Origin of the sequence: Microlunatus panaciterrae, from assembly GCF_016907535.1 — a bacterium.
In the GTDB taxonomy this organism is placed as follows: Bacteria; Actinomycetota; Actinomycetes; order Propionibacteriales; family Propionibacteriaceae; genus Microlunatus; species Microlunatus panaciterrae.
In genome coordinates, this window is sequence record NZ_JAFBCF010000001.1 from 3,134,411 (window position 1) to 3,146,462 (window position 12,052).

11 protein-coding genes are annotated in these 12,052 nt (G+C 66.8%); 8 read left to right on the forward strand and 3 right to left on the reverse strand.

The genetic code is table 11. The features are described from left to right. Window positions 1-188 precede the first annotated feature (188 nt). Window positions 189-1,616 (forward strand): trigger factor, encoded by a 1,428-nt coding sequence (tig, locus tag JOE57_RS14315; protein ID WP_204918992.1) that lies wholly within the window; start codon window positions 189-191, stop codon window positions 1,614-1,616. A 134-nt stretch (window positions 1,617-1,750) separates the two neighbouring features. On the opposite strand, the gene JOE57_RS14320 is transcribed toward tig, so the two are convergent. After that, entirely contained in the window at window positions 1,751-2,233 is a 483-nt protein-coding gene (locus tag JOE57_RS14320; RefSeq protein ID WP_204918994.1) for a glutathione peroxidase, read from the reverse strand. A gap of 148 nt (window positions 2,234-2,381) precedes the next feature. Here JOE57_RS14320 and JOE57_RS14325 point away from each other — a divergent pair, with 148 nt between their 5' ends. The 3 genes from JOE57_RS14325 to clpX all read left to right on the forward strand — a co-directional run bounded on the left by JOE57_RS14325 (window position 2,382) and on the right by clpX (window position 5,078). After that, window positions 2,382-3,014, forward strand: coding sequence for a ClpP family protease (locus JOE57_RS14325; protein ID WP_338041321.1), 633 nt, complete (start codon window positions 2,382-2,384; stop codon window positions 3,012-3,014). A gap of 14 nt (window positions 3,015-3,028) precedes the next feature. Beyond that, window positions 3,029-3,685, forward strand: coding sequence for an ATP-dependent Clp protease proteolytic subunit (locus JOE57_RS14330; RefSeq protein WP_204918996.1), 657 nt, complete (start codon window positions 3,029-3,031; stop codon window positions 3,683-3,685). Window positions 3,686-3,788: 103 nt separating this feature from the next. Continuing rightward, window positions 3,789-5,078 carry an ATP-dependent Clp protease ATP-binding subunit ClpX gene (gene clpX, locus JOE57_RS14335; RefSeq protein WP_204918997.1) on the forward strand — a complete coding sequence of 430 codons (1,290 nt, stop codon included), beginning with the start codon at window positions 3,789-3,791 and terminating at the stop codon, window positions 5,076-5,078. Between the two features lie 178 nt (window positions 5,079-5,256). On the opposite strand, the gene JOE57_RS14340 is transcribed toward clpX, so the two are convergent. Then, the gene (locus JOE57_RS14340) at window positions 5,257-6,111 is read right to left on the reverse strand and encodes an oxidoreductase (protein WP_204918999.1); all 855 of its coding nucleotides are present in this window, start codon (window positions 6,109-6,111) and stop codon (window positions 5,257-5,259) included. Window positions 6,112-6,207: 96 nt separating this feature from the next. On the opposite strand from JOE57_RS14340, the gene JOE57_RS14345 reads away from it, so the two are divergent. Continuing rightward, window positions 6,208-6,786 carry a TetR/AcrR family transcriptional regulator gene (locus JOE57_RS14345; protein WP_204919001.1) on the forward strand — a complete coding sequence of 193 codons (579 nt, stop codon included), beginning with the start codon at window positions 6,208-6,210 and terminating at the stop codon, window positions 6,784-6,786. Between the two features lie 235 nt (window positions 6,787-7,021). Here the strand turns inward: JOE57_RS14345 and valS are convergent, their stop codons facing one another. After that, window positions 7,022-9,640, reverse strand: a complete 2,619-nt coding sequence (valS, locus tag JOE57_RS14350) for a valine--tRNA ligase (protein ID WP_204919003.1) — start codon at window positions 9,638-9,640, stop codon at window positions 7,022-7,024. Window positions 9,641-9,754: 114 nt separating this feature from the next. On the opposite strand from valS, the gene JOE57_RS14355 reads away from it, so the two are divergent. Genes JOE57_RS14355 through ndk form a run of 3 tightly spaced genes read left to right on the forward strand, consistent with a single transcriptional unit; the run spans window position 9,755 to window position 12,050 of the window. After that, the gene (locus tag JOE57_RS14355) at window positions 9,755-11,227 is read left to right on the forward strand and encodes a bifunctional folylpolyglutamate synthase/dihydrofolate synthase (RefSeq protein WP_204919005.1); all 1,473 of its coding nucleotides are present in this window, start codon (window positions 9,755-9,757) and stop codon (window positions 11,225-11,227) included. Further along, the gene (locus JOE57_RS14360) at window positions 11,218-11,589 is read left to right on the forward strand and encodes a DUF4233 domain-containing protein (protein WP_338041322.1); all 372 of its coding nucleotides are present in this window, start codon (window positions 11,218-11,220) and stop codon (window positions 11,587-11,589) included. Before JOE57_RS14355 ends, JOE57_RS14360 begins: the two co-directional genes overlap by 10 nt. 26 nt (window positions 11,590-11,615) lie before the next feature. Further along, complete coding sequence (gene ndk, locus JOE57_RS14365; RefSeq protein WP_204919007.1) at window positions 11,616-12,050, forward strand: nucleoside-diphosphate kinase; 435 nt, start codon at window positions 11,616-11,618, stop codon at window positions 12,048-12,050. Window positions 12,051-12,052 lie beyond the last annotated feature (2 nt).

The following is a 12,052-nucleotide window of genomic DNA, read 5'->3' on the forward strand; positions in this document are numbered from 1 at the left end:
GAGTGTAGGACACCGGGGCGGCTGAGCCCAATCCAGGCCCGGCGTGGCGTTCGGGCGGAGGTCGGGTCCGTTCGGCCGGGTCAATTTGGCCGGGTCAGGGGCCAACCGTAGGATTGACGAGGCTCTCATGGAGCCCTCCATCCCTCGGGAGCTACCGCCCCGTGCACCGATCACCCAGGAGTCACCTCGTGCCAAGCACTGTTGAGCAGCTGAGCCCTACGCGGGTCAAGATCACCGTTGAGGTTCCGTTCGCCGATCTCAAGCCAAGCATGGACAAGGCGTACCGCGAGATCGCGAAGTCGGTGAACATCCCCGGGTTCCGGCACGGCAAGGTGCCACCGATGGTCATTGACCAGCGCTTCGGCCGTGGCGTCATCATCCAGGAGGCGCTCAACGAGGCACTGCCGCAGTTCTACGGCCAGGCCGTCACCGAGAACAACCTCAACCCGCTGGCCCAGCCGGACGTTGAGGTGACGAAGCTGGAGGACGGTGACCTGATCGAGTTCACCGCGGAGGTCGACGTGCGTCCTGACTTCGACGTGCCTGACTTTTCCTCGATCAACGTCACGGTGGACGCCATCGAGGTGCCCGACACGCTGGTGGACGAGCAGCTCGACACCCTGCGCTCCCGGTTCGGCTCCCTGAACCCGGTCGACCGGCCGGTGCAGGACGGCGACCTGGTCGTCATCAACCTGGTGGCGCGTAAGGACGGCGAGGACCTCGAGGACGCGACTGCCTCCGAGTTGTCGTACGAGGTGGGCTCCGGCCAGATGCTCGAGGGTCTCGACGAGGCCATCATCGGGCTGTCGGCGGGCGAGTCCGCGACCTTCACCTCTGAGCTGGTTGGCGGCCCGCTGAAGGGTGAGCAGGCCGAGATCGAGGTGACGGTCACCAAGGTGCAGGAGCAGGAGCTGCCCGAGGCCGACGACGAGTTCGCCCAGACGGCTTCCGAGTTCGACACCATCGAGGAGCTGCGGGCCGATCTCACCTCCCGGCTGACCCAGATGGCCCGGCTCGAGCAGGCGAGCAAGGCCCGCGACGCCGTCCTCGAGAACCTGATCGCGCAGATCGACATCGAGGTCCCCGAGAACGTCCTCAACTCCGAGGTCGAGGCCCGCCGTGAGCAGATCGACAGCCAGCTCGCCCAGGCCCAGCTCACCCTCGAGCAGTACCTGATCGACACCGAGGACGACAACGACGTCGAGGGCTTCTGGGCCGATGTGCACAGCCGGTCCGGCGATGCCCTGAAGGCTCAGATGGTGCTGGACAAGATCGCCGACGAGCACCAGATCGGGATCGACCAGAACGACCTGACCCAGCACATCATCCGCAAGGCCCAGCAGCAGGGCACCAGCCCCGAGCAGGTGGCCGGGCACATGCAGGAGCACCCGCACCACATCGAGGAGTACATGACGGAGATCCGTCGTGGCAAGGCGCTGGCGCTGATCGTCGAGGCCGCCACCGTGACTGACTCCAACGGTGAGAAGGTGGAGCTCTCAAACCTGCTTCCTGATGGGAGCGTCGGTGACGCGGCCGCCGAGGCTGAGGCCGCCGAGACCGTCGAGGTGGCCCCGGAGGACGTCCACACCGACGACGCCGACGAGACTCGGGCCTGACCCGGGCGAAGTCTCCAGCAACAAACGACGTCCCCGCTCACGGCTGCAGCCGCGGGCGGGGACGCCTCGTTTCAGGCCCAGGGCTTGGCCCTGGTCTCCACCGACCTCGGGGATGGGGTCGGGGAGCAGGCGACTCAGGCGGCGAGCGCCGCTTCGATGTCGTCGGAGAGCTTCTCCGGCTCCGTCTTCGGTGCATACCGCTTGATCGGACGTCCGTCTTTGCCGATCAGGAACTTGGTGAAGTTCCACTTGATCGCATCGGTCAGGATGCCCGACTCCTCGGAGCGCAGCCAGGCGAACAACGGGTGGGCGCCGTCACCGTTCACGTCGATCTTGGCGAACAGGGGGAAGGTGACGCCATAGTTCAGCTCGCAGAACTCGGCGATCTCGTCCTCGGCCCCCGGCTCCTGGTGCCCGAACTGGTCGCATGGGAAGCCCAGGATCACCAGACCGGCGTCGAAGTACTGCTCGTGCAACGCCTGCAGGCCCTTGTACTGCGGGGTGAACCCGCACTTGGACGCTGTGTTCACCACCAGGACGACCTTGCCGGCGTACTGGCTGAGCGGGGTCTCGACGCCGCCGATGGAGGTGGCGGAGAAATCAGAAAGTGTGGTCACCTGCTCGAATCTACCCACCGGTCCCGTCGACACGCCTGGGGGCCACTGCCGGCCGCGGGCGAAAGAGCCGCGCCGCGCCCGTGCGCCGATAGCGAACAAAGCCGGTATCCCCTCAGATTCGTCGGTGCCTCGGGGTAAGTTCGCTTCCGTGACTGAACATCAAGGAAACGTGCAGCAGCCCCGAGCCGCGGGCAAGTCGGGCGGCTTCGGCCTGGACGACAACGTCTATCAGGCTCTGCTGCAGAACCGGATCATCTTCCTCGGCTCCGAGGTCAGGGACGAGAACGCCAACGCCATCTGCGCACAGATGCTGTTGTTGAACGCCGAAGACCCGCATAAGGACATTTGGCTGTACATCAACTCGCCCGGTGGTTCGGTCGACTCCGGCATGGCCATCTACGACACCATGCAGTGGATATCCAACGACGTCGCCACCGTCTCGATGGGTCTGGCCGCCTCGATGGGGCAGTTCCTGCTCTGCGCCGGTACCAAGGGCAAGCGGTACGCACTGCCGCACAGCCGGATCATGATGCACCAGCCGTCCGGTGGCCTCGGCGGCACCGCCAGCGACATCCGGATCCAGGCTGAGCAGTCGCTGCACATCAAGAGCGTGATGCAGAACCTGATCGCCTCGCACACCGGTCAGACCCTCGCGCAGATCGAGGCCGACTCCGACCGGGACCGCTGGTTCACCGCCGAGCAGGCCCAGCAGTACGGGTTCATCGACCACGTGTTCTCCTCGGCCGCGCAGATCTCCACCGACGACGCCCCCAACCAGTGAAGGAGCGAATCACCATGAACGCGAAGTTTGGCGCGCCCTTTGCTGAGGGCCAACCGTTCGCCCCGCAGATGGACTACTACATCCCGCAGTGGGAGGAGCGGACCTCCTACGGCATGCGGCGGATCGACCCGTACACCAAGCTGTTCGAGGATCGCATCATCTTCCTCGGCACCCCGATCTCGGACGAGATCGCCAATGCCGTGATGGCGCAGTTGCTGTGCCTGCAGTCGATGGACTCCGAGCGCGACATCGAGATCTACATCAACTCCCCGGGCGGCTCCTTCACGGCGCTGACCGCGATCTACGACACGATGCGCTACATCAAGCCGGACGTGCGGACCGTCTGCCTGGGCCAGGCCGCCTCTGCCGCGGCCGTGATCCTGGCCGCCGGCACCAAGGGCAAGCGTCTTGCGCTGCCGAACAGCCGGATCCTGATCCACCAGCCGGCCACCGAAGGCGGCTACGGGCAGTCATCCGATATCGAGATCCAGGCCAGGGAGATCCTGCGGATCCGGTCCCTGATGGAGGGCATGCTCGCCGGCGACACCGGCAAGAACCTGGAAGAGGTCAGCCGCGATATCGAGCGCGACAAGTACCTCACGGCCGAGCAGGCCAAGGACTACGGGATCATCGACGACATCCTCACCTCGTTGAAGGCACTGCCGGTCTGAGCTGCCGCATTGGAGCTGATCCCCAGGGGAAATATGCTCCACTTCCCGACCTGGTCGGGTTAATGTGGCAACCAGTGAGCGGCAGTGAAGGAAGGAGGCGGACATGGCACGAATCGGAGAGAGCGGCGATCTGCTCAAGTGCTCGTTCTGTGGAAAGAGCCAGAAGCAGGTCAAGAAGCTGATTGCCGGTCCAGGTGTGTACATCTGTGACGAATGCATCGATCTCTGCAACGAGATCATCGAGGAAGAGTTCTCCGAGGCTGGCGATGTTGGCCTTCTCGACGAGCTGCCGAAGCCTCAGCAGATCCGCCAGTTCCTGGACGGTTATGTGATCGGGCAGGGCAGCGCCAAGAAGGCGCTCGCGGTGGCCGTCTACAACCACTACAAGCGGGTCCAGGCTCAGGTGGCGAACCCGGCCCGGCGGGTCGATGATGACGGGGTCGAGCTGGGCAAGTCCAACATCCTGCTGATCGGGCCGACCGGTTGCGGCAAGACCTACCTTGCGCAGACGCTGGCCAAGATGTTGAACGTCCCGTTCGCCATCGCCGATGCGACCGCGCTGACCGAGGCCGGCTATGTCGGCGAGGACGTCGAGAACATCCTGCTGAAGCTGATCCAGGCCGCCGACTTCGACGTGAAGAAGGCCGAGACCGGCATCATTTACATCGACGAGGTCGACAAGATCGCCCGCAAGAGTGAGAACCCGTCGATCACCCGGGATGTGTCCGGCGAGGGCGTCCAGCAGGCCCTGCTGAAGATCCTCGAAGGCACCTCGGCGAGTGTGCCGCCCCAGGGTGGCCGCAAGCATCCCCATCAGGACTTCATCCAGATCGACACCACCAATGTGCTGTTCATCGTCGGTGGCGCGTTCGCCGGATTGGACAAGATCGTCGATCAGCGCGTCGGCAAGAAGCCGCTGGGGTTCAACAACGACATCGAGACGCGCAAGCCGCGTTCGGAGGACCCGTTCGAGGACGTCCGCCCGGAGGACCTGGTCAAGTTCGGACTGATCCCGGAGTTCATCGGCCGGTTGCCCATGATCTCCTCGGTGAGCCCGCTCGACCGCGATGCGCTGATCCGTATCCTGATCGAGCCCCGCAACGCCCTGATCAAGCAGTTCAAGAAGCTCTTCGAGCTCGACGGTGTCGAGCTGGAGTTCACGGACGACGCCATCGAGGCCATCGCCGACCTCGCCCTGCTGCGTGGCACCGGTGCCCGGGGCCTGCGGGCCATCCTCGAAGAGGTGCTGCTCAACATCATGTACGACGTGCCGAGCCGCGAGGACATCGCCCAGGTGATCATCACCGCCGAGGTTGTCAACGACTCCGTGCTGCCGACCCTGGTGCCCCGGGAGAAGCTGGCCAAGCGGGAGCGGCGAGAAAAGAGCGCCTGACTCGTCCCCGCGCCCTGACTCCGCGCTCTGAGCCTGTCTCCGAGCCCTGAGCCTGTCGAAGGGCATAACAGCGACCCCGGTCACTGCGGCTGAGCCTGTCTCCGCGCCCTGAGCCTGTCGAAGGGCACAACAGGAGCCCCGGTCACCGCGCCCTGAGCCTGCCGAAGGGCGACGTACCTCAGACCCCGACCGCGGAGTCCACGTCGATCCCGCCACCCATCAGCATCCGCCGGAACAGGGTGTCCTTGAGCCTGTCCGGCAGGAGGCGGGCCAGGACCATCATCGCCTTGGCCGACTGCGGGGCAACGTAGCGGATCTTCGGACGTCGTGCGGTGGCAGCGCGATGGATCGCCTCGGCGATGACACTCGGATCCGCGCCCAGCCCGCCGAAGGCGCTGTCGTACGTCGCCCTCATCGTCTCGACATGGGCCGCGTACGCGGTGTCTCCGGAGTGAGTCATCGCGCTGTCCAAGGCGATCCCGTCCCACTCGGTCCTGATCGCCCCAGGCTGCACGACGACCACGTGGATGCCGAAGTCAGCAAGCTCGAGCCGGATCGAGTCGCTGTAGCCCTCGACGGCGAACTTGCTGGCGTGATACCAGGCGCCGAGGGACTCCCCGAACCGGCCACCGATGGAGGAGATGTTGATGATGCGTCCGCTGCGGGCTTCGCGCATGGCCGGCAGAACGAGCTGGGTGAGTCGAGCCAGACCGAAGAGGTTGACCTCCAGCTGATACCTCGCCTCGGTCATCGGAACATCTTCGGCGGCACCGTACGACCCATACCCGGCGTTGTTCACCAGTACGTCGATCCGTCCGGTCTCGGCCAGGATCTGCTCGACGGCGGCCACCATGGAGTCGTCGTCGGTGACGTCGAGGGCGAGCACCCGGACTCCCAGCTCGGCCAGCCCCTGCATCCGCTCGACTCGGCGGGCCCCGGCGTAGACGGTGAAGCCGTCTGCCTGCAGCCGGCGGGCGGTGGCCTCGCCGATGCCCGACGAGGCGCCGGTGACGATAGCTGTCCTGTTGGTCATGATGGCTCCTATGTAACTAACCAGTTGCTTGACTGGCAGTGAAACATCAGTCGCCTACGGTTGTCAACTAACTGGTTAGTTTGAGAGGATGGCGCCATGGTGAGAGATGCGGGCAGAACCAAACAGCGCCTGCTGGAGGCGGCGGTGAGCGAGTTCGCCACCTACGGCATCGCCGGCGCGCGGGTCGACCGGATCGCCGACTCGGCCGAGTGCAACAAGTCGCTGATCTACACCTACTTCGGCAGCAAGGACGCACTGTTCGAGGCGGTGGCCACCGCGCTGGTGGCCGATACCGTGGAAGAGGTCCCGATCGACGCGGAACACCTGGACCACTATGCGGCGGCCCTGTTCGACCACTACGGCAGCCGGCCTGAGCTGCTCCGGCTGGCGACCTGGTACCAGTTGGAGCGCAGCCACCTCGAGTCGCAGTCCGACCTCATCCGGTCAGCCAACGCCACCAAGGTCGCGGCCGTTGCCAGGGCGCAGCAGGCTGGCGCCATCACGACCGAAATCGAGGCCGCAGAGCTGCTCTCGCTCATCGTGGGTCTCTCGACCACAGCGGCCCTGCACTCTCCCGGGCTCGACCTCGGCTCCCTGTCGGCAACGGCGCGGAGCCGGGCCCGCGCAGCGCTCATCACCGCCGTACGGCGCCTGGTCGCGGTTCCAAGCACCTGAGCGCCCTGACCCTGTTTGTAGGGCCGCGCCCTGAGCCTGTCCTGAGCCTGTCGAAGGGTCGCGTCCTGACCCTGTTTGTAGGGCCGCGCCCTGAGCCTGTCGAAGGCCGCGCCACGCCCCTAAGCGACTGTGCAGATCCTGATCACTCTGTGCAGGCCCTCAGACGTCTGCACAGAGTGACGGGGGCCTGCACGGTGAGGCTCAGGGCGCGGTCCTTCGACAGGCTCGGGACGCGTCAGGAGGCGGGAGGAACGAGGACGATGTCGGCCCGCAGCTCGGCGTCGTCGGTCGGAGTCCAGACCAGCTCACCGATGATCCGCCCCACCGCACGCAGATCAGCCTCGACCAGCTTCAGCCGGGCCAGCTGGTCGGCCTCACCGGCGAACTCGGCTCGGCTCACCTCGACCTTCATCGACGCCTTCGCCTGGGACTTGGCGCCGCGGATGGCGATCAGGGCGGCGGCCACGTCACGCATCAGGCCCAGGTCGCCGTCGGTGGCGATCTCGTCGGCCGTGGGCCAGGCCGCGTGGTGCACCGAACCCGGGTGCCACCACGACCAGACCTCTTCGGTGACGAACGGCAGGAAGGGTGCGAACAGCCGGAGCTGGATGTCCAGCGCCAGCACCAACGCGGCCTGCGCCGAGGCGGTGGCGGCCTCCGCCGGCGACCCGTAGGCCCGTTCCTTCACCAGCTCGAGGTAGTCGTCGCAGAACTGCCAGAAGAAGCGTTCCGTCACCTCCAGCGCGCCGGTGTAGTCGAAGGCGTCGAACGCCCGGGTGGCCTCCTCGACGACGGCGCGCAGGTCGCGCAGCATGGCCTGGTCCACCGGTTCGGTCACCGCAGAGGCATCCACCGCCGACGCGTCCGTCCGGCCGGCCAGCCCGAGCACGAACTTGCTGGCGTTCAGCACCTTCATCGCCAGCCGGCGCCCCACCTTCATCTGCTTCTCGTCGAAGGGGGAGTCCAGTCCCGGCCGGGCCATCGCTGCCCGCCAGCGCACGGCGTCCGAACCGTACCGCTCGAGGATCTCGGTGGGCACGATGGCGTTGCCCTTGGACTTGCTCATCTTCTTCCGGTCCGGGTCGACCACGAAACCGGAGATCATCGACCGCTCCCACGGCAGCGACTTGTTCTCGTAGTGGGCCCGCACCACCCGGGAGAACAGCCAGGTGCGGATGATCTCGTGCGCGTGGGTGTTGAGGTCCATCGGAAAGGTGAGCGCGAACAGCTCCGGATCGCGCTCCCAGCCGCAGACGATCTGCGGGCTGAGCGAGGAGATGGCCCAGGTGTCCATCACATCGGGATCGCCGACGAAGCCACCCGGGACGCCGCGCTGGGACTCGTCGAACCCTTTGGGGCAGTCGCTGCTCGGGTCCATCGGCAGGTCGGCCTCGGCGGGCAGGATCGGGCGGTCGTAGTCGGGCTCGCCGTCGGCGTCCAGCGGGTACCAGGCCGGGAACGGCACCCCGAAGAAGCGCTGCCGGGAGATCAGCCAATCGCCGTTGAGGCCGCCGACCCAGTTGTCGTAGCGGTGCTTCATGTGCTCCGGGACCCAGCGCAGTTCGGCGCCGCGCGCCAGCATCTGCTGCTTCAGACCCTCGTCCCTACCACCGTTGCGGATGTACCACTGGCGGGTGGAGACGATCTCCAACGGCTTGTCGCCCTTCTCGTAGAAGTTCGCCTTCCGCTCGGTCGGCGTCGGCTCGCCGTCCAGATCGCCGGACTCGCGCAGCAGGGCCACCATCGCCTCGCGGGCGCTGAAGGTGGTCTTCCCGGCCAGCTCGCCGTACGCGGTCAGCGCGGTCGCTCCGGTCAGCCAGTCGGGAACCTCGCGGAGGATCCGGCCGTCCCGGCCGACGATCGTCCGAGCCGGCAACCGCAGCTCGCGCCACCAGGTCACGTCGGTCAGATCGCCGAAGGTGCAGCACATGGCGATGCCGGCGCCCTTGTCGGGTTCGGCCGCCTCGTGGGCGAGGATCGGCACCTCGACACCGAACACCGGGCTGGTGACCGTGCTGCCGAACAGCGGCTGGTAGCGCTCGTCGTCCGGGTGGGCGATCAGCGCCACGCAGGCCGCGATCAACTCCGGCCGGGTGGTCTCGATCTGCACCGGGCCGGTCCCGTCCGTGCGCTGGAAGTTGATCTTGTGGTAGGCGCCGGGGTAGTCACGCGCCTCCAGCTCGGCCTGGGCGACGGCGGTCTGGAAGGTGACGTCCCACATTGTCGGAGCCTCGGACAGGTACGCCTCGTCGCGCTCCACATTGCGCAGGAAAGCCTTCTGGGCAACGGCCTGCGAGTCCGACGAGATCGTCGTGTACAGCGAGGACCAGTCCACGCTGAGGCCGACGTGACGCCACAGGTCCTCGAAGGTCCGCTCGTCCAGGTGGGTCAGCTCGTGGCACAGGTCGACGAAGTTGCGCCGACTGATCGGCAGCTGCCGCTTCGGGTCTGCCTTCGCCGGCGGCGTGAAGTCGGGGTCGTAGGGGACCGACGGGTCACAACGCACCCCGTAGTAGTTCTGCACCCGCCGCTCGGTGGGCAGACCGTTGTCATCCCAGCCGATCGGATAGAAGACCTGCTTGCCCCGCATCCGCTGGTAGCGGGCGATCAGATCGGTGTGGGTGTACGAGAACACGTGGCCCACGTGCAGCGAGCCTGAGACGGTGGGCGGCGGGGTGTCGATGCTGAACACCTCGGCTCGACTGTCCGGCCGGACGAACGCATAGGTGTTGTCGGCCTTCCAGGTCTCGATCCACTTGTCCTCCAGCCCCTCCAGCACGGGCTTGTCCGGTACGACACGTGCACCGGCATCGGCAGGCGCAGCGGATCGGTCGGACGGGGGCTGGGTAGTCATGGGCAGAATCCTACGTAAGACGTCAGGGCCCGCGCATCCTGGTTGTCCACAGCCTCACACCTGCGGACCGCCGTTGGGCAGGCCCATGGCGTCGGCGACTAGACTGCAACGGATATGGTTGCTGACTCCCACGCACAGGTCGTTGCTGCGCTCACCTCACGCTGGCCCGAGCATCGGGTCGCGCCCAGCCTGGGTCGGATCCAGGCCCTGACCCGCCTGCTGGGTGATCCCCAGAAGGCCTACCCGGTCATCCACGTGGCCGGTACGAACGGCAAAGGCAGCACGGCGGCGATGATCGAGTCGCTGCTGCGCGCCAACGGTCTGCGGACTGGACGCTTCGCGAGCCCGCACGTGATGGACGTGACGGAACGGATCGCGCTGGACGGCGAGCCGATCAGCGCCGACCGGTTCGACGAGCTGTGGCACGAGATCGAGCCCTACGTCCAGCTGGTCGACGACCAGCAGATCGACGGGGTGGCCATGACGTTCTTCGAGATCATCACCGGGATGGCCTTCGCCGCCTTCGCCGACGCTCCGGTCGACGTGGCGGTGATCGAGGTCGGACTCGGCGGCACCTGGGACGCCACCAACGTGGCCGATGCCGGCGTAGCCGTGATCACGCCGATCGACCTGGACCACACCCATCTGCTCGGTGACACAGTGCAGCTGATCGCTCGCGAGAAGGCCGGCGTGATCAAGCCGGGTGCGCAGGCGATCCTGGCAGGGCAGAGCCTTGAGGCTGCGACGGTTCTGCTGGAGCGGTGCGGCGAGGTCGGGGCACTGGTGCATCGCGAGGGGATCGACTTCGGCGTGCTCGACCGGGTCGTTGCGGTCGGCGGACAGCTGATCCGGTTGAACGCATCCGAGGGGCCGGTCGACGAGATCCTGCTGCCGTTGCACGGTGCCCATCAGGCGGCCAACGCCGCGGTCGCCCTGGCGGCGGTGGAGGCGTTCCTGGGGATGAAGGCGCTCAATCCCGACGTCGTCCGCGAAGGCTTCGCCGACGTCCAGATTCCGGCCCGGATGGAGGTGGTCCGCAGCTCGCCGACGGTGGTGCTGGACGCGGCCCACAACCCGCACGGCGCCAGGGCGGCCGCCGCCACGATCACCGAGGCCTTCGACTTCAACCCGCTGATCGGCGTGGTCGCAGTGATGGGCGACAAGGACGCCGAGGGTGTGCTGCGCACCTTCGAGGAGGTGATGAACCAGGTGGTGGTCACTCAGGTCGCCTCCAGCACCCGCGGGATGCCTGCCGCGGAGCTCGGTGAGCTGGCCGAGGGCATTTTCGGCACGGACCGGGTGCAGGTCGTCGCCCGGATGGACGAGGCGATCGAGAGAGCCGTCACCATGGCGGAGAGCGACACGGTCGGCGCCGCCGGCGTGCTGGTCACCGGGTCCGTGGTCGCCGTGGGCGAGGCCAGGACGCTGCTTGCTCCACAGAAGCCGGTTCGCCGGCCGCCGCGGGTCGAGGTCGTCGGTGCCGAGCTGGGCGCTGACGAGTCGCAGGGGGACGACGCGGACGAGTGGGACGATCCTGATCATCTTGATGGCGACGTGACCGAGGCGGAGCGGGACAAGTGGTTCTGACCCTCTCGCCGAAGAACCCGATGCGCAGTGTCCTGCTGTCGGTGTTGATCTTCGAGGTGATCATCTTCGGGCTGGCGATCGCCGTCATGCTGCAGGTGTCCAAGGTGGCGGTCGGGCCGGCGGTCGGATTCGGGTCCGTTGCCGCTGCGCTCGCCCTGGTTGCGGCCGGTCTGCTGCGACGACCGGTCGGGTTCGTGATCGGTTGGCTGACCCAGGGCGCCGCGATCCTGCTCGGACTGCTCACTCCCGCGATGTTCCTGGTCGGCGGGTTCTTCGCCGGTCTGTGGTTGATCAGCTTCATCCTCGGCAAGCGGCTCGATGCCGGCAAGCGGGAGGTCGTCGCGGATCCGGACGGGCTCTAGCGACCGGGCCCGATAGGGTCTGGGCTATGAGTTCTGATCCAGTGGCGGCTGCACCGCAGCGCTCCTTCGTCCTGTTGAAGCCCGATGCCGTCCGGCGTGGTCTTGTCGGTGCCATCCTGAGCCGGTTCGAGTCCCGCGGTCTCAAGATCGTGGCCATGGACCTGCGGTACGTCGACGGCGACCTGGCCGACCAGCACTACGCCGAGCACGTTGAGCGTGACTTCTACCCGCCGCTGCGCACCTTCGTCACCTCCGGTCCATCGGTCGCGGTCCTGCTCGAGGGCGACCAGGTCATCGAGGTGGTGCGGACGATGAACGGAGCCACCGACGCCCGCAAGGCGGCCCCGGGAACCATCCGAGGGGACTGGGCCCTGTCGAACCGGGAGAACCTGGTGCACGGGTCAGACTCGGCCGAGTCGGCCGCGCGGGAGATCGCTCTCTGGTTCCCCGACTTCGCCTGATC

Excerpts from the sequence above, each read along its gene's own strand:
- ndk (WP_204919007.1), top strand. The coding sequence starts at position 11,616 with ATGAGTTCTGATCCAGTGGCGGCTGCACCGCAGCGCTCCTTCGTCCTG.
- JOE57_RS14340 (WP_204918999.1), bottom strand. The coding sequence starts at position 6,111 with ATGACCAACAGGACAGCTATCGTCACCGGCGCCTCGTCGGGCATCGGC.
- JOE57_RS14355 (WP_204919005.1), top strand. The coding sequence starts at position 9,755 with ATGGTTGCTGACTCCCACGCACAGGTCGTTGCTGCGCTCACCTCACGC.
- JOE57_RS14330 (WP_204918996.1), top strand. The coding sequence starts at position 3,029 with ATGAACGCGAAGTTTGGCGCGCCCTTTGCTGAGGGCCAACCGTTCGCC.
- valS (WP_204919003.1), bottom strand. The coding sequence starts at position 9,640 with ATGACTACCCAGCCCCCGTCCGACCGATCCGCTGCGCCTGCCGATGCC.
- JOE57_RS14345 (WP_204919001.1), top strand. The coding sequence starts at position 6,208 with ATGGTGAGAGATGCGGGCAGAACCAAACAGCGCCTGCTGGAGGCGGCG.
- clpX (WP_204918997.1), top strand. The coding sequence starts at position 3,789 with ATGGCACGAATCGGAGAGAGCGGCGATCTGCTCAAGTGCTCGTTCTGT.